16 protein-coding genes are annotated in these 17,594 nt (G+C 60.2%); 7 read left to right on the top strand and 9 right to left on the bottom strand.

Annotation, left to right across the window (positions count from 1 at the left end; all coding sequences use genetic code 11):
* Positions 1-5 precede the first annotated feature (5 nt).
* The 5 genes from FHT85_RS22320 to FHT85_RS22300 form a co-directional block, all read right to left on the bottom strand.
* Positions 6-404 carry a proton-translocating transhydrogenase family protein gene (locus tag FHT85_RS22320; protein ID WP_112400689.1) on the bottom strand — a complete coding sequence of 133 codons (399 nt, stop codon included), beginning with the start codon at positions 402-404 and terminating at the stop codon, positions 6-8.
* Between the two features lies 1 nt (position 405).
* A complete protein-coding gene (locus FHT85_RS22315; RefSeq protein ID WP_112335164.1) occupies positions 406-1,569 on the bottom strand; it encodes a Re/Si-specific NAD(P)(+) transhydrogenase subunit alpha in 1,164 nt (387 codons plus the stop codon).
* Positions 1,570-1,679: 110 nt separating this feature from the next.
* Positions 1,680-1,904: an aa3-type cytochrome c oxidase subunit IV gene (locus tag FHT85_RS22310; RefSeq protein ID WP_041677669.1), complete on the bottom strand. Its 225-nt coding sequence runs from the start codon at positions 1,902-1,904 to the stop codon at positions 1,680-1,682.
* A gap of 230 nt (positions 1,905-2,134) precedes the next feature.
* Entirely contained in the window at positions 2,135-4,450 is a 2,316-nt protein-coding gene (locus FHT85_RS22305; protein ID WP_112335165.1) for a putative bifunctional diguanylate cyclase/phosphodiesterase, read from the bottom strand.
* A 228-nt stretch (positions 4,451-4,678) separates the two neighbouring features.
* On the bottom strand, positions 4,679-5,785 hold the full coding sequence (locus FHT85_RS22300; RefSeq protein ID WP_112335166.1) for a TRAP transporter substrate-binding protein: 1,107 nt from the start codon (positions 5,783-5,785) through the stop codon (positions 4,679-4,681).
* A gap of 295 nt (positions 5,786-6,080) precedes the next feature.
* Here FHT85_RS22300 and FHT85_RS22295 point away from each other — a divergent pair, with 295 nt between their 5' ends.
* Positions 6,081-6,869: a gamma-glutamyl-gamma-aminobutyrate hydrolase family protein gene (locus FHT85_RS22295; protein ID WP_112335167.1), complete on the top strand. Its 789-nt coding sequence runs from the start codon at positions 6,081-6,083 to the stop codon at positions 6,867-6,869.
* On the opposite strand, the gene FHT85_RS22290 is transcribed toward FHT85_RS22295, so the two are convergent.
* The 3 genes from FHT85_RS22290 to FHT85_RS22280 form a co-directional block, all read right to left on the bottom strand.
* On the bottom strand, positions 6,870-7,838 hold the full coding sequence (locus FHT85_RS22290; protein WP_112410036.1) for a 2-hydroxyacid dehydrogenase: 969 nt from the start codon (positions 7,836-7,838) through the stop codon (positions 6,870-6,872).
* Between the two features lie 42 nt (positions 7,839-7,880).
* Positions 7,881-8,900, bottom strand: coding sequence for a LacI family DNA-binding transcriptional regulator (locus FHT85_RS22285; protein ID WP_112335169.1), 1,020 nt, complete (start codon positions 8,898-8,900; stop codon positions 7,881-7,883).
* A gap of 118 nt (positions 8,901-9,018) precedes the next feature.
* Positions 9,019-9,531: a MarR family winged helix-turn-helix transcriptional regulator gene (locus FHT85_RS22280; RefSeq protein WP_106998929.1), complete on the bottom strand. Its 513-nt coding sequence runs from the start codon at positions 9,529-9,531 to the stop codon at positions 9,019-9,021.
* An 86-nt stretch (positions 9,532-9,617) separates the two neighbouring features.
* Between FHT85_RS22280 and FHT85_RS22275 the strand changes: the two genes are divergently transcribed.
* The 6 genes from FHT85_RS22275 (at position 9,618) to FHT85_RS22250 (ending at position 16,854) form a co-directional block, all read left to right on the top strand.
* Positions 9,618-10,409, top strand: a complete 792-nt coding sequence (locus tag FHT85_RS22275; protein WP_112410037.1) for a creatininase family protein — start codon at positions 9,618-9,620, stop codon at positions 10,407-10,409.
* Positions 10,410-10,549: 140 nt separating this feature from the next.
* Entirely contained in the window at positions 10,550-11,644 is a 1,095-nt protein-coding gene (locus FHT85_RS22270; RefSeq protein WP_112335171.1) for a CobW family GTP-binding protein, read from the top strand.
* Entirely contained in the window at positions 11,644-12,633 is a 990-nt protein-coding gene (locus FHT85_RS22265) for a WD40 repeat domain-containing protein (protein ID WP_112335172.1), read from the top strand. The genes FHT85_RS22270 and FHT85_RS22265 overlap by 1 nt, the downstream gene beginning before the upstream one ends.
* 77 nt (positions 12,634-12,710) lie before the next feature.
* Positions 12,711-13,526 (top strand): serine O-acetyltransferase, encoded by an 816-nt coding sequence (gene cysE / locus FHT85_RS22260; RefSeq protein ID WP_112410127.1) that lies wholly within the window; start codon positions 12,711-12,713, stop codon positions 13,524-13,526.
* A gap of 300 nt (positions 13,527-13,826) precedes the next feature.
* Positions 13,827-15,455, top strand: a complete 1,629-nt coding sequence (locus FHT85_RS22255; RefSeq protein WP_112410128.1) for a phospholipase C — start codon at positions 13,827-13,829, stop codon at positions 15,453-15,455.
* 19 nt (positions 15,456-15,474) lie between these two features.
* On the top strand, positions 15,475-16,854 hold the full coding sequence (locus FHT85_RS22250; protein WP_112410038.1) for a cytochrome-c peroxidase: 1,380 nt from the start codon (positions 15,475-15,477) through the stop codon (positions 16,852-16,854).
* 57 nt (positions 16,855-16,911) lie between these two features.
* On the opposite strand, the gene FHT85_RS22245 is transcribed toward FHT85_RS22250, so the two are convergent.
* On the bottom strand, positions 16,912-17,502 hold the full coding sequence (locus FHT85_RS22245; RefSeq protein ID WP_112410039.1) for a GNAT family N-acetyltransferase: 591 nt from the start codon (positions 17,500-17,502) through the stop codon (positions 16,912-16,914).
* Positions 17,503-17,594: the final 92 nt, after the last annotated feature.

The raw sequence follows: 17,594 nt of genomic DNA, 5'->3' as shown, positions 1-17,594 counted from the left end.
CCGCCTCACTTGTCCTTCTTCTTGTACATCGCCAGCATGCGCTGGGTGACAAGGAAGCCGCCGACGATATTGACCGAAACGAGAACCAGCGCCACGAAACCGAAGCCGGTGGCGAGACCGCTCGCGGAGATGCCCACGGCCAGCAGCGCACCGACGACGATGACCGAGGAGATGGCGTTCGTGACCGCCATCAGCGGCGTATGCAGGGCCGGCGTCACCGACCAGACGACATAGTAGCCGACGAAGATCGCCAGCACGAAAATCGCGAACTGGAAGACGAAGGGATCGATTGCTCCGCCTGTTGCCGCGCTCACAGTCTCCGGGGCCTGCGCTGCGGCGGTCGTGACGGCGTTAACGGCATCATGCAGTTGCTGCAGTGCCTGATCCATCGCTTGACTGGCCATCTCAGAGATCTCCCTTCTTGATCGTCGGCTGGTCGGGATCGACGAAGTTCGGGTTCACGACCTCGCCGCCATCGGTCAGCATCGTCGCCTTGATCAGCTCATCGGTCCGGTTGACGGCGAGGCTCTTCATGTCCTTGTCGACCATCGTCTCCAGAAAGGTGACGAGGTTCTTCGCATAGAGAGCCGATGCGCTGGCCGCGATCCGGCCGGCCATGTTGGGATAGCCGACCACGCGGACGCCTTCGACCTCGGCGACCTTGCCATACTCAGCGCCTTCGATATTGCCGCCGCGTTCGACCGCGAGGTCGACGGCCACGGCGCCGGGACGCATCGCCTTTAGCATGTCGCGGCTGATAAGGCGCGGCGCCGGCCGTCCGGGGATCAGCGCCGTGGTAATGATGATGTCCTGTTTGGCGATATGATCGGCGACGAGAGCTGCCTGCTTCGCCTGATACTCCTTCGACATTTCCTTGGCATAGCCGCCGGCGGTCTCCGCCGCCTTGAATTCCTCGTCCTCGACCGCGATGAATTTTGCTCCGAGCGAGGCGACCTGTTCCTTCGCAGCCGGACGAACGTCGGTCGCCGAGACCTGTGCGCCGAGACGCCGCGCGGTCGCAATCGCCTGCAGGCCGGCAACCCCTGCCCCCATGACGAACACTTTCGCCGCAGGCACCGTCCCCGCCGCCGTCATCATCATCGGCAGCGCCCGATCATAGACGGCTGCGGCCTCGATGACGGCTTGATATCCTGCAAGATTGGCCTGCGACGATAGGACGTCCATCGACTGCGCACGGGTGATGCGCGGCATCAGTTCCATGGCGAAACTCGTCAGCCCGCGACGCGCCATCTCGGCAAGCGCTGCCTCATTGCCATAAGGATCCATGATGGCGATGACGATGGCGCCGTTCTTGTAACCGGAAATCTCCTTGCTCGTCGGCCGCCTGACCTTGAGCACAACATCGGCGGCCTTCGCATCCTTGATGGAGCCGATCCGCGCACCGACGGCTTCATATTCGGCATCCAGGATACGCGACAAGGCGCCTGCGCCCGCCTCGACCACCACGTCGAAACCGAGGCTCCGCATCTTCTTTACCGTTTCAACAGAAGCCGCAACACGCGTCTCCTCCGCCACGCTTTCCTTGGCCACGAAAACCAGATTGCTCAATGACGACACCTCGCATCAGACGGCGCCGCTCCTGGATGCGGCGGCGCTGTAGCCTGCAGAATCATGGGAAAGCGCGGGAGATCGGCCCGCCATCTGTCAGCGCTGTTATATCAGCGCAACAGGACGACGCTGGCGATGGTCAGAACGATGAATATGAGGACGCCGCCGAGGAAACCGGCATGGCCAAAGAAACCGGCCGCCATGGCGATCAACAATGCGGCAACGATCGCAGACCCGACCTTGGCGCCCGAGATGAAAAGATTGTAGGTCTTCTCATGCTCCTTGTAGTCCATGGGAGCACCCACTTCAGCAGGTCCAGTGTGATGTTCGGCCATTCAGAAATCTCCCCTCAATCCTCTCCCCGACAGATGATCTAGACTGCCGGCCGGAGTTCATCCTCAAAAGTTGCAATATCTTGTAAGAGAGATATCGCAACCAATTTTCCTCTACCGAGGCGTTACACAAAGCGAGGAAAAATGCAATGCACGAGAAGGTCGCAGATGGCGCAGGCCGATCGAATTGACGGAGGATTCCAAATGCCTGCGGACCACAGCGCCGCCGCCGGCTATCGGACGACCTCGGGCGAGAAGAGCCTGCCGGCTCCCAGCCGCCGTCTGTCGAGGCTGGCGACCTTCTCGGCGACTTGCTCTGGCGCTATCGGAGGGGAAAATACATAGCCCTGGATGATATCCGCTAGGTTCCGCTCGACGACCAATGCCAGCTGCTCCAGCGTCTCGACACCTTCGATCACGACATTCAGGCTGAGGGCGCGGGAGAGATCGACGATGCCGCATAGCAGCTTGAAACGTCGGCTATCCGTCGTGATATCGCGAACGAAAGACCGGTCGATCTTCACGACATCCACCGGTAGCGTATCGAGGTAACTGAGGCTGGAAAATCCCGTTCCGAAATCGTCGATCGCGATTGTGATACCCCTAGCCCGGAAATCCGCGAGAATGGAGCGTACGGTTGCTACCTCGTCCATCAGGCAGCTTTCGGTAACTTCGAGATGAAGGCGGGAGGGCTCAAGTCCCGACGTCTCGAGCGCCGCGATCACGATTTTGACAATCTCGTCATTGCGCAGATCCTGCGCCGAGAGATTGACTGAAACGGCGAGTGGCGCAGGCCATGAAGCACAATCTTTGCAAGCACGATCGACCATGAAGCGAGTGATGCCGGCAACGATGCCCATCTCCTCGGCAAGCTGTACGAAAAGATCGGGCGGAATTGAGCCCTTTTCCGGGTGAATCCAGCGCGCGAGCGCCTCGCAGCATTCGATGCGGGAGCCATCCGGCGTGTACATCGGTTGGTAGACGGCTTGAAGCCTGCCGGCCTCCACCGCCTCGCGCAGGTCGTCCTTCAGCGTCTGCCGCTCGACATAGCGTGCGTCCATCTCCTGCTCGAAGGCACTGCAGCCGCCCTTCATCCGTGATTTTGCCTCGAAGAGCGCGAGATCGACCTTGATCTGCCACTCCTCCGGGCGAAATTCCCGGCCGGGCATGGTCATATACCCGCCACTGACGGAAACCCGAAAGCTGCTGTCCTCCGCATCATAGGTGCCGGCCATTGCCGCATGCAAAGCGCGGATGCGGCCATCGATATCCGGAACATCGTCCTCATTCGGAAAGAACAGCACGAATTGATCGCCGACGAGACGAGCGACAAGCGCTGTCGTGCCGGCAAGCGCCTTCAAACGCTCGGCTACGGCAACCAGCAGACGGTCCCCGGCAACATGCCCCTTGGTATCGTTGACATGCTTGAAATCGTCGATATCCAGAACAAGGATGCCGATGCGGCTTTCCCGGTTGCGCGCAGCCAGCTTTTCCTTGACCTGGTCCACGAAATATTCACGGTTCGGTAGTCCGGTCAAAGGGTCGTACCGCACCATATGCAGGATCTTGCGTTCAGCGCGAATACGCACCGTCACGTCTTCAAAGATCAGGATGACGATCCCATCGGCACGCCGGCTGGCCGAAAATTCCAAAAACTGATCCTCATTGAATTGAATGAGGGTTCGGGAAAGCGTGCCGCTGACGAGTTGGGCCAACTGGCGTTGAATGAGCCCGGGAAGCGATCCGTCGATGAAGGCGTGACGGGCGCCATAACGTAGAACGACGTCGAACTCGCAGTCCTTGAGCCGCTGCGGATCGGCAAAATTGAGGAGCTCGCAGGCTTTGCGATTGACGATCAGAATCCGGTTTTGGGCGTCCAGCATGAACAGCCCGTGGGGCATGTTGTTGAGCGCGGTGTCGAACCTGTCGGCCATCAACGATATCTCGCGGGAGGCGACAATGTTCCTGTAGAGGAATTCGCGCATGCCCTTTGCCATCGCACGCGTCGTCAGCCCGAACGGGATGAGCATGAGGGAGGCGATTCCCTTGTAGAGTTCCTGCGACAGCAGGCAGGCGATGACAATCGGCACGCAGCAGGCCAGAATCTGAAGATCGACCGCACGAGGTGAGCCGTAGTTACGGCCGACGATCGACACCATGGACGCCATGGTGACGGCGACGCAGATGAATTCCGCCAGCGGATCGCGCAGGATGAGGATGGCATAGCCGCTTCCGATGCCAAGAATGGCGGCGGTGGCCGCGGCGCCGACGACATAACGTGTTTCCCAGCTGGCTATATCGGCGCGCGTAAAGCCATTCTTGTCGGCTGCGTCGAACTGCCGGAAAAAATTGATCCGTAAGCCGAAGACGATGGCAAACGCCACGCAAAAGGCCAGATAGATGCTGGCATATGTGCTCAGAAAAACGAGGACATATATGAGGATATGAACGAATACGCCTGTAACGAGCGTTTTCCGGTTTCCGAAAAGCGAACTGACAAACGACAGATAAATATCCGTCGGCACGGTGTCCGGGCTTGGAGGCTTCATTCAGACTTCCCCTGATGCGGCGGACACCGTAGTGGAAACCCTTTAAAATTTACTTGCCCGAACTGGGCCCGTCCGGAAAGATTTTCCACTCAAAGCGGCAGTTTAAATGGAAGCTCGACTGTGCCCAGCATCACGCTGGCATAATGATTCTCGGTACACGTTCACGTTGATATGATGTTAGATCACTAATAAAGGAACGATATATCGCCGAAGACTTATGAAATACGATTACAACTTGCCTGCCCGCTGTTGGATCATCATGAAGGTATCGAAGGTATACTCAGAAAGCTGCATCCACAGATAGGCATCCTTCTTATAGGCGACCTGGTCCTCGTAAATGCGCTTGAAATAATCGTTGGATTTCGAGAGATCGGCATAGAGCGCGCCGGCTGCCTGGAAACAGGCTTCCATGATCTCCTGGCTGAAGGGCCTGAGCGTCACGCCTTGTGTCACGATTTCCTTCAGCGCCTGCGGATTTTTGACGTCGTATTTCGCCAGCATGTTGGTGTTGGCGAAGGCGCATGCATCGCCGAGAATTGTCTGATAAGACTTCGGCAGGGCATTCCATTTTTCCAGGTTGAAAAAGGCATGCACCACGGCGCCGCCCTCCCACCAGCCAGGATAATAATAATACTTCGCGATCTTTTGCAGCCCGAGCTTCAGGTCGTCATAGGGTCCGACCCATTCGGCCGCATCGACGGTGCCCTTGTTCAGCGCGTCGTAAACGCCGTTGACCGCGATATCCTGCTGCGGCACGACGCCGATCTTCTCGATCACCTTGCCGGCCAGGCCGGCGATGCGCATTTTCAGACCCTTGAGATCGTCGAGCGTATTGATTTCCTTGCGAAACCAGCCACCCATCTGCGCGCCGGTGTTGCCTGCAGGAAGCCCCAAGATACCCTGTGTGGCATAGAATTCGTTCATCAGCCTGTTGCCGTTGCCCTGGTAGAACCAGGCGTTGGTCAGCCGGGCATTGAGGCCGAAGGGCAGCGCGGTGCCGATGGCATAGGTCGGATCCTTTTGCCAGAAATAATAGGAGCAGGTGTGCGCGGCATCGACGGCGCCGGCGCTGACCGCATCGGCCGCCTGTGCGCCGGGAATGATCTCACCGGCCTCATAGGTCTGGATGAGGAAATTGCCATTGGTCGCGTCTGAAACATGCGCGGCAATATCCTCCGCGCCGCCATAGATCGTGTCCAGGCTCTTGGGGAAGGAGGAGGTCATCCTCCAGGTGATCTTCGGATATTCCTGGGCAAGGGCCGGGGTCGCAAGCGCAGAAGCGGCGGCACCTGCGCCAACGGCTCCTGCCCGCCTGATGAAGGAACGGCGATCCATCGAATTCTCCCATACGGACGGCATTGCTGAGGAGCGGCACGCTCCCCGTCACGGCGCAAGCGATGGAACTAACCACGCCGCACCCAGTCTTTCAAGTTAGCTCTCTTACACCGCATTATGGCGATTCCTGTACATCCGCATGACGAAGGGAAACAAAGCCTTTGGACGCCGCTGCACGTTGCTGCCTGCGCCGTCTTCGCGTAGATTCGTGACGTGGATAACATGCCTTTGGATTGACATCGTGATCGTCCAGAGGTCCTACCATACAACCGTTTCGCCCTTGCCGGAGCCTCGAATGCCCAGACCGATCATCGCCATTCCCGCCGATATCCGCGAGTTCGATGGCACCAGCTGGCATGCGGTGCAGCTGCAATATGTACGCGCTGCCGTGAAGGCTGCGGGATTGATGGCACTGATCGTTCCCGCGCTGGAGGACGGCAACGAGGCGGACGCCATTCTCGACCGGGTGGACGGGCTGCTCGTTTCCGGTTCGGCGACCAATGTGCATCCGTCTCTCTATGGAAAAGAGGCAAAGGACAGCGACGGCCCCTTCGATCCGGCGCGCGACGCGACATCGCTGCCGCTCATCCGCCGCGCGATCGACCGCGCCATTCCGATGCTTGCTATCTGCCGCGGCATTCAGGAGCTGAACGTCGCGCTCGGCGGCACGCTTGCCAGCGAAATCCAGGACCAGCCGGGCATCTGGGATCACCGCAAGCCGCCGAATGTCGATCGCGATACCATGTATTCGATCCGCCAGAGCGTTTTCGTCAAGGAAGGCTCCTGCATCGCCCGTGCCGTTGGGTCGGGTGAAGTGCGCGTCAATTCGCTGCATCGCCAGGCGATCGCCGATACGGCACCGAGACTGCAGGTGGAGGCACTCGCGGAAGACGGCACGATCGAGGCCGTCTCCGTTATCGGCGCCAAGGCCTTTGCCGTCGGCGTGCAATGGCACCCGGAATATTGGGCGGAGACGGATTCCCCATCATTGAAGCTCTTCACCGCCTTCGGCGATGCGGTGCGCGACTATGCTGCGAGCAAGGAGCGACCTGCGGCCGCTCCGTATCAGCAAAAAGCCGTCTGATCAGCCTCGCGGCTTGACCGGCGTTTCCGGCACCGGCGTCACAGGCTCACCCTTAGCGAACCATTCGATGACGTTGTCGGCAACAAGATCGGCCATGGCATCGCGCGTCGGCACCGAGGCCGAGGCCACATGCGGCAGCAGCGAAACATTGGTCAGCGAGAGATATCCGGCTGGGACATTCGGTTCGTCGTAGAAGACGTCGAGACCGGCAGCGCCAAGTGTTCCATTGCCGAGGGCCGTTATCAGCGCATCGTCATCGACGGACCAGCCGCGGCCGACATTGATGAACACACCTTGCGGCCCAAGCGCCGAGAGGATGTCCGCATTGATGACCTTGTGCGTCTCCGGCGTCTTCGGCACGATCGAAATCAGCGTGTCCACCGACTGCGCCATCTCCAGCAGCGTTGGATAGTAGTCATAGGGTAGCGAATCGCGCGGCGTGCGGGTGTGATAGCCGATCTTCACCTTGAACGGCTCCAGCCTTCTCGCGATTTCCAGGCCGATGCGGCCGAGACCGTTGATGCCGATGCGGCGTCCCTTCATGGAAAAGGGCGAGAGCGGGAAGGCTCCCTCCTTTGCCCAGCGCCCCTCGCGCAGCCAGGTCTCCGCCTTCGGAAACTGTCGCAGCGTGTTCAGCAGCAGGGCGATCGCGGTATCGGCGACCTCGTCGTTCAGGACGTCAGGCGTATTGGTAACGACGATCCCCTTCGAGGCGGCGTGCTTGACGTCTACGCCATCATAGCCGACGCCGAAATTGGCGATGACTTCGACATTCGGAAAGGCATCGATCCAGCCGGCATCGAAGCTGCCTGCAACGGCAACGCCGCGGATGCGGGCCGCGGTTTCCGCATCAACCTTCGGACCGCCATCGCGTTCGACGGAAACGATATCGAACTGTTTTCCGAGCCTTTCGAGGACACGCGGGTGTATCTTCCCCGGAACGAGGACGGCGATGCGACTATCTGACATGGATTCTTTCCTCTTGAGAGACAGTTCGGCGCCGAACCGCTGCTAGCGAGCTTTATAAGGCGCCGTCGATTGGCGGATACGCATTTCCGGCTTGATCAGATGAATACCGTCCGGTTCATGGCTTCCCGCCAGCCTATCCAAAAGCGCGCGCGCTGCAAGCCTTCCGACCTCGGCCTGACCATTCCAGACGGTGGTCAGCGCCGGCGTTGCGATCGCCGCCTCCTCCAGATCGTCGTAGCCGGTGACCGAAATGTCTCGCCCGGGAACGAGGCCAGCGCGCGAAATGCCGTTCATGAGACCGATGGCGACCAGGTCATTCCAGCAGACGGCCGCCGTCGGCTTCTGCGGCAGCGACAGGAAATGCACTGCCGCCTCGAAGCCGCCCTGCTTGGAACGTGCGCCGGGAATACGCAGATTGGGATCGACCTCGATGGCCGCCTTGCGCAGCGCATTCACATAGCCCTGATAGCGGTCGCGCCCCGTCGAAGTCTGATCGGTGCCGCCGATCATCGCTATAGAGCGGTGGCCAAGGCTGATCAGGTGATTGGTCGCAAGGGAGATCCCGTAGCTGTCGTCGCCGCGAAAAGTCGGCAGATCCAGTGCTTCGATCTGTCGCGCGACGAGGATAGCCGGCATGCCGTTTTCTTCCGCCAACTCGAAATCTTCCGGCGGCGTCCCAATCGCCGGCGACATGATGACGCCGTCACCGCCGAGCTGCAGCAGCGTCTCGATGAAGGTCCGCTGCTTTTCGACGGAATCATAGTGATTGGAAAGGATGAAGGTGTGGCGACTGCGATCGAGCTCGCTTTCGATCGCCTTCAGGATTTCCCCATAGAAAGGATTCATGATGTCATGAACAACGACACCGATGATGCCCGATCGGGATGTCCTCAGACTCGCCGCGCGGCGATTGTAGATATAGCCCAGCGCGCGGGCCTGGTCTTTGATCTTCTCGCGGGTATTGACCGCAACCAATGGGCTGTCGCGTAAGGCCAGAGATACCGTTGCCGTTGAAATGCCCAGCGTTTCCGCAATTGTAGAAAGCTTTATCTTTTGCGCCACGCGCGCCCTCCCCGTGAAACGCAGCCGTAACATATCCCGTTCGTTTTACGATTCCGGAATTTAAAATCTTTAATTAAAAGCTTTAATCACGCCGCGCAACACGAATTCTCGAGGATTCTCAGAATTCGTCTTCATCCTCGCCATCGTCGCCGGCCTGGAGATTATGCTCGATCGTCTTAAGCAGGCGCACAAGCGAGCGGATGTCTTTTTCCGAGAAGCCGCGGGTCGCAAGCTCATCGCAGCTTGCCGCCGAACTTTCGATCTCACTGACGCTGTTTCGCCCTGCTTCCGTCAGATAGACCTTGGTCAGGCGGGCATCGTCGGCATCCGGCCGCCGTTCGACAAAGCCTTGCGCCTCCATGCGGCCAATCGTGCGCGTCATCGTCGGCGCCTTGACGCCGAGCTTCTGGGCCAGCGTACCGGCCGGAAGACCATCGCTTGCCGCCAGGGCAAGAATGACACCGTCCTGTCCGGCATAGAGGCCGCTCGCCGTCAGGCTGCGCGTCATCACCGTGCGCATGGACCGCGCCGCCTGCGTCAAGGCCGGCGACAGATCGGCAAGCGTGTAGTCCCGGTGATCCTTCTTCTTACCTGACTTACTTTTCTTCCCGACCTTGTTCTTTTTGCCCATCGTGATTCCGTTGACCTTTTCGCCGCTAAGTCATCACGCTATGACATTGCGCAGGTTACTGACATAAACAAGAGGTACACCCTCAGATGGCGCATCCTTTGCCATGTTTCGATGACAATGATGAAACATTGACGCCCGAAGAGCGAAGAAAATGGATCGCCGTACTGCCACTTGGCGCCTATGAGCAACACGGCCCACATTTGCCGTTCGAAACCGACGCGCTCATCGCGGGAGGAATCGTCTCGCGTCTCAAGGTTGCCTTGCCGGCAAACCTGCCGGTCACCTTTCTCGCCGTCGAGCCGGTTGGCTATTCCATCGAGCATATGGATGTCGCCGGTACGCGGACGTTGGCTTTTGACGAAGCTGTTCGACGGTGGCTCGGCATTGCCGAGAAGATGAACAATCTCGGCATTCGTAAATTCGTCATGCTGAACGCCCATGGCGGCAACTCGCCGCTGATGACCATCGTGGCGACGGAAGCGCGCGTGCGCTTCGACATGCTGGCGGTCGCCACCAGCTGGACGCGTTTCGGCGTGCCGGACGGGCTGATCTCGCCGGACGACAAGGCCATCGACATTCACGGCGGCGATATCGAGACATCGGTCATGCTCGCCCTCCATCCGGAGAAGGTGGACATGTCGAAGGCGGCGAATTTCCCATCGCGTCAATCCGAGTTTATCAAGGGCTTCAAACATCTGCGCGCCTACGGCCCTCACGCTTTCGGCTGGAAGATGTCCGATCTGAGCGCACAAGGTGTCGCCGGCAATGCCGGCGTCGCAACGGCGGAGAAGGGTGAACGGCTGATCTCGCACTCTGTCAAAGGTCTCGTCGAACTGCTTGAAGATGTCGACCGCTTCGATGTGTCGACGCTGTCGTGACTATGCCGTCAAATCGCCTCTCCGCAATCCAATGTGATCTTATAACATACAAAAGCCTTTGAACTGACGTCTCCAACTCCTTATATGGAACCCGACCAATATCTGCTCCCCGGGGCAACCTTCCATATTTCGAGGCTCCCATGACCGAAACAGCCACGCAAAAGCCCGTTCCCGTCACCGTTCTCACCGGCTATCTCGGCGCCGGCAAGACGACGCTGCTGAACCGCATCCTTTCGGAAAATCACGGCAAGAAATACGCCGTCATCGTCAACGAGTTCGGCGAGATCGGCATCGACAACGACCTGATCGTCGAGTCGGACGAAGAAATTTACGAAATGAACAATGGCTGCGTCTGCTGCACCGTTCGCGGCGACCTGATCCGCGTCGTCGAAGGCCTGATGCGCCGTCCCGGCCGCTTTGACGGCATCATCGTCGAAACGACAGGCCTTGCCGATCCGGTTCCGGTCGCCCAGACCTTTTTCATGGACGACGATGTCCGCGCCAAGACCGAGCTTGATGCCGTCGTCGCGCTCGTCGACGCCAAGCACCTGCCGCTGCGACTAAAGGACAGCCGCGAAGCCGAAGACCAGATCGCCTTTGCCGACGTCGTCGTCATCAACAAGTCGGATCTCGTAACGCCGGAAGAGCTGGCCCAGATCGAGGACATCGTCCACGCGATCAACCCGGCCGCCCGCGTCTACAAGACGACCCGCTCCGGCGTCGATCTTGCCCGTGTCCTGAACCAGGGCGCCTTCAACCTGGAACGCGCGCTCGAGAACGACCCGCATTTCCTCGAGCACGGCCATGAGGATCATGTCTGCGGCCCGGATTGCGATCATGATCACCACCACCATCATGATCATGACCACGATCATCACCACCATGATCACGATCACGACCATCATCACCACCACGCGCCTTCGCCGATCCACGATGTCACCGTGCAGTCGGTTTCGCTGCGCGGCGGCGAAATGAATGCCGAGCGCTTCTTCCCCTGGATCCAGAAGGTCACGCAGACCCAAGGCCCGAATATCCTCCGCCTCAAGGGCATCATCGCCTTCAAGGACGATCCGGAACGCTACGTCGTTCAGGGCGTCCACATGATCATCGAAGGCGATCACCAGCGCCCCTGGAAGGACGGCGAGAAGCATGAAAGCCGCCTCGTCTTCATCGGCCGCGAGCTCGACCGCGAAAAGCTGGAAGCCAGCTTCAAGGCGTGCGAGGCGTCTGCCTGATGCCGACTGTCGCTCCGCTTGATATCGACGGCCACGTTCTGGCCGTCGAATTTTTAGGTGACACCCCCTTCTTCGCCAGCGCTGCCGGCGCAGTCCACCGCCTCGAAGGCGGCGAGAAGATAACCGAAGCCCATCAGGGGATGCTGACCTGCATCCGCGATCCCTATAGCGAGAGCCTGATTTCCGGCGGCGAGGACGGCAAGGTTCTCCGGATTGCCGCGGACGGCAGCACGACGGTGCTCGCCGAAGCGCCGCGCAAATGGATCAGCCAGCTTGCAGCCGGCCCGCAAGGCGCCGTCGCCTATTCCTATGGCAAGAGTACTTTCGTACGGCTCTCTGACGGGACGACGAAAGAGTTCCCGGAAGAGCGCACGGTCGAAGGCATCGCCTTCGCGCCCAAGGGCCTGAGGATCGCCGTCGCCCGCTATAACGGCGTATCCCTGCATTGGGTGGGCATGAGCGCCCCGCCGGTCAATCTCGAATGGAAGGGTGCCCACACCAGCGTCACCTTCTCGCCCGATGGCCAGTTCATCGTCACGACCATGCAGGAAAATGCCCTGCACGGCTGGAAGATGGATGCGAAGCCCGGCGCTGAAGCCCGACACATGCGCATGACCGGCTATCCCGCCAAGGTGAAGTCGCTCTCCTGGTCAAACAAAGGCAAGTGGCTCGCCTCGTCGGGCGCACCGGCCGCGATCGTCTGGCCCTTCCAGGGCAAGGATGGCCCGATGGGCAAGGCGCCGCTGGAGCTCGGCACACGCGCCAACATCATGGCGACCTCGGTGAAATTCCATCCCGTCGAGGATATTCTCGCCATCGGCTTCATCGATGGTATGATCCTCGCGGTCCGCATCGGCGACGCCAAGGAAGCGCTTCTGCGCCGGCCCGGCAAGGGTGCGATCACATCGATGAGCTGGAGCAAGTCCGGCAAGTTGCTCGCCTTCGCCTCCGAAGCCGGCGACTGCGGCGTCGTGGATATCTCCGGTTAAAGCGATTCCAGGAAAAGTGCGCAGCGGTTTTCCGTCCGGTATTGCGTGAAAACAATGAGATGCAGAAAGACAGGATCATGCCCCAGCCAGGAACGGCAATCGCCGGCGATATACCTGCCCCAGCCGAAAACGTCTGGGATGTGATCCGCTGCGAAGCAGCCGAGCTTGCTGCGCGCGAGCCGACGCTCGCTCCTTTGCTGCAGGCGCAATTGCTTGGCGGAATCTCTGATGCTGAAAGCCTTGCCAACGTACTGGCGGCACGGCTCTGCGTTGTCAGGATCGAGCATGGCGACATGCTTTCGCTGCTGTCCGACGTGCTGGCGCGATATCCTGCCATCCTGCAGGCGACCGAAGCGGATCTCGTTGCCGTGCGAACCCGCGACCCGGCCTGCACCACCTACCTGCATGCGCTTCTGAACCTGAAGGGCTTCCATGCCCTGCAGACACACCGCATCGCCCATGCGCTCTGGACGGAGGGCCGCAAGGAAATCGCAAGCTGGCTCTCCAATCTCGCCTCGCTCGTCTTCGGCCCGGATATTCACCCGGCCGCGAAGATCGGCACCTCGATCATGCTCGACCACGGCTCGGGCATCGTCATCGGCGAAACCGCCGTCATCGAGGATGAGGTCTCCATCCTGCAGAACGTCACGCTTGGGGGCACCGGCAAGGAAAGCGGCGACCGTCACCCGAAGATCCGCCACGGCGTCATGATCGGCGCCGGCGCGAAGATCCTCGGCAACATCGAAGTCGGCGCCTTCAGCAAGGTTGCCGCGGGCAGCGTCGTGGTCAAACCCGTGCCGCCGCATTGCACTGTCGCCGGCGTCCCGGCCGTGGTCGTGCGCATCCATCGTGCCGACGAGATTCCGGCCGAAACGATGGACCAGAATATCTAGATCATCGAGAGACGGTGGCCGCCTTGAGGCTTATCGGGCCGTCTCGAACCGTGAGCGCGTGGTGGCCCCTACCCGTGGCATAAGGTAGCATCCTAGACACGAGGCCTGGCACCTTCCCCATTCTCTCTGCCCGACACAGCAGAATCAATCGATTGCCGGAAACAAGGCAGCGAGAGCGGTATTCCCTCTCCCCACCCTTCATGGAACTGTCATACTCGATTGATAGCTCGAAAGGGTTCTCTATGCCCGGCGTGGCGCAAATGCGCCGGAGCAATGCCCCCACTCGAAGAGGATATGAAGATGACCAGTCTTTCACGTCGCGCCGCCCTTATAGCCGGCAGCGCGCTTGGCCTTGTTCTGCGCTGTTCCGCCGCCGGTGCCGCTGACGTGAGTCCAGCACCGAATACTGCGACTCCCATCAAGCATCTTGTCGTGATCTTCCAGGAAAACGTCTCCTTCGACCATTATTTCGCGACCTACCCCAAGGCAGCGAATGTCGACGGCGAACCGGCGTTCAAGGCGGCCGACAACACGCCGACAGATATCAACACGCTCGCCAATGCCGGTCTTCTCGACAACAATCCGAACAAGACCAACACGGCAAACGGCGCCGATGCGGCTGCCCCCTTCCGGCTTGATCGTACGCAGGCGGCAACCCAGTCACAGAACCATGGCTATACCGCCGAACAGGCCGCCTACAACAACTTCGCCATGGACCTTTTCCCGGCCAACACCGGCCGCGGCACCAAGGGTGCAGCCGGCGCCTTCGGCACCAAGGGGCAGGTCATGGGCTATTACGACGGCAACACCGTCACGGCCCTTTGGAATTATGCCCAGCACTATGCGCTGAGCGACAATTCCTACTCCACCAATTTCGGCCCCTCGACCCCCGGCGCGCTGAACCTCATCTCCGGCCAGACCAACGGCGCCATCCTGCCGCCCGGCTATACGCTGGAAAGTGACGGCACCTATTCCAAGGGCCGCATCGTGCCCGACGGCAATGGCGGCTGGACCGCAATCAGCGACTTCGATCCGACCGGCGACGTCTGCTCGGTCGGCCAGACGGCACTGATGTATGGCAAGAACATCGGCGATATGCTGAACGAGCACAAGATCACCTGGGGCTTCTTCGAGGGCGGTTTCGATCTGACGGCGACCAACCCGGACGGCACGACAGGTTGCAAGCGCGCGACCACGTCGACCATCACCAAGGTCAATTACACCGACTACATTCCGCATCACCAGCCATTCCAGTACTATGCCTCTACCGCCAACCCGACGCATGCGCGCCCCTCTTCGGTAGCGGCGATCGGGACGACCGATGCGGCCAATCACCAGTATGACATGACCGACTTCTATGCGGCGCTGAAGAACGGCAACATGCCGACGATCAGCTTCCTGAAGGCACCTGCCTATCAGGACGGCCATGCTGGCTATTCCGACCCTCTCGACGAACAGGAGTTCGTCACTCAAGTGGTCAACAGCGTGCAGAATTCGCTGGATTGGAAGGACACAGCCATCGTCATCCTCTATGACGATTCCGACGGCTGGTATGACCATGCCCATGCGGTCGTCAATCCATCGAAAATCCCCGTCAAAGGCTACGACGTGCTGAGCGGCGACAGCTGTTCCACCGGCACTGCCCTGCCCGGCGTCAACGGCCAGCCGGCACAGGGACGCTGCGGCTACGGCACACGCCAGCCGCTACTCGTGATTTCGCCTTATGCCAAGGTCAACTTTGTCGACCACACGCTGACCGATCAGACCTCCGTTATGCGCTTCATTGAGGACAACTGGATGGCCGGCGCCCGCCTCGGCGGCGGCTCCTTCGATGTGCTCTCGGGCTCGCTGAACACCATGTTCGACTGGTCCAAGGGTGACGTGCCGAAGCTGCTCCTCGATCCGAAAACCGGCAATCCGGCATCGTAAAACCATAAGGGAGACGGAAATGTCCCTGACCTATCGCCGTCTCCCGCCGCTCCTCGCACTCGCGGGCCTCTCGCTCGCGGGTGCGGCTGTGGGCATGGCAAGCGAGTCGGCCATAAACGTCACAGCGACTGACGGCTATGATGACCAAGCACCGCTGAGCGCGGTTGCGCAACTTGGCAAGAAACTGTTTTTCGATCCGTCGCTCTCGGGCGGCGGCCAGATGTCCTGCGCGACTTGCCACGATCCGGCCAATCACTATGCGCCGGCCAATGGCCTCGCCGTCCAGCTCGGTGGCCCGCATCTCGATCAGCCGGGCATCCGTGCGGTGCCCAGCCTCGCCTACAAGATTTCGACGCCTTCCTTCTCGATCGGAGAAGAGAGCGCTGCCGACGAAGCGGCGGAAGCCTCGCCGATGACCGAGGCATCGGGCGTGGCTCTCGCCAATGCCCCCGCCGCCGTTGTTGGTCCGCTAACGGCACAGGCCGTTGTCAAGGCCGATGCAGCTGCGACAAACCTCGTGCCGCAGGGCGGCATGTTCTGGGATGGGCGCGTCGATTCGCTGGAGGAACAAGCCCTGCAGCCAATGATCTCGCCTTTCGAAATGGCGAATGCCGATACGGCCACCGTCTATGCCAAGCTGAAGAAGGGATACGGCAAGGATATTTCGGCGCTCTTCGGCGACAATATCCTCAACGATCAGGACATGACGATCTCCGAGATCGGCTTTGCGCTCGCCCGCTACCAGATCGAGGAAAACTCCTTCCATCCCTATACCAGCAAGTATGACTACTATCTGCGCGGCAAGGCGGTGCTGACGGATGTGGAAGCGCGGGGTCTGAAGTTGTTCGACGACGCGAACAAGGGCAATTGCGCCTCCTGCCATCTCGACAAGATGACCGGCGACGGGCAGATGCCGAATTTCACCGATTTCGAATTCGAGGCTTTGGGCGTGCCTCGCAACCCAGCCATTCCGGCCAATGCCGATGCGCATTACTATGACACCGGCATTTGCGGCCCGCTACGCAACGATACCCACTCCGCCGAGCAGCAGAATTGCGGGCTCTTCAAGACGCCGACGCTGCGCAATGTCGCCACCCGCCACGTCTTCTTCCACAATGGCGTCTACCGCACACTGGAGGATGTCACCCGCTTCTACGTCAAGCGCGATACCAATCCGAAGGAAATCTATCCGAAGGATGCAAGCGGCAAGGTGCTAAAATATGATGACTTGCCGGCGCGGTATCAGGCCAATATCGATGTCATCGACGCGCCGATGAACCGCAAGCTCGGCGATGCCCCTGCGCTGACTAATGCCGAGATCGCCGATGTCGTCGCCTTCCTGAAAACGCTGACGGATGGATACGACCCGGCGAAAGACAGCGTGAAGGCAGCCAAATAAAAGGGCCTCCGTCCGGACGGGCGGAAGCCTTATGATACTTCGGGACGTTTGGGCGCTTTATGCGGCTTTTGCTATCGGCGGCTGGGCCAGTTTGCGGCCGCTGGCGACGATCATGCCGGCGGCACTATCGAGCCAGCCTTCCTTGAGCTCGAGAGCCAGGAAGCGCTCGCGCTGGAATGGACCCGGCATGACAAGATGGCGGGTCTTTGCGGCAAAGAAGCCGAAACGCTCGTAATAAGGCGCATCGCCGACGAGCAGGATCGCGCCGTGGCCACGCTTCTTGGCTTCCATGATGGCTGCGCGCATCAGCGCCGAGCCGATGCCCTTGCCTTCATAGGCGGGATCGATCGCCAGCGGGCCGAGCAGCAGCGCATCGACCGGACGGGTTTCGCGATCGACGCCGGCTTCGACGTTCCAGAGGCGAACCGTGCCGATAACATGGCCGGCGCGATCGCGCGCGACCAGTGCCAGGCCCTCAGCCGGCACGCGGCCCTGACGGAGCTTCTCGGACGACTTCTTGCGGCGGTCGGGACCCATGGCGCGATCCAGAAGGTTTTCGCGCGCAACGACATCGCCTGCATTTTCCAGGTCGAGGGTGAAAGTGGACGGCGCAAAGAATGCGCGGACAGAATCAAGAACAGCGGCCATCTCGGCCTCCCGTGCCCAATACCGTTATCAGCGGTGCTAAAGGGAATTGTGAGTGGGCCGCCCCGGCTGGCTACGGGGGCGGCTATGTCAGA

This window comes from Rhizobium sp. BK312, from assembly GCF_014193605.1.
Lineage (GTDB): Bacteria > Pseudomonadota > Alphaproteobacteria > Rhizobiales > Rhizobiaceae > Rhizobium.
This window is presented reverse-complemented; position numbering and strand designations above follow the sequence as displayed.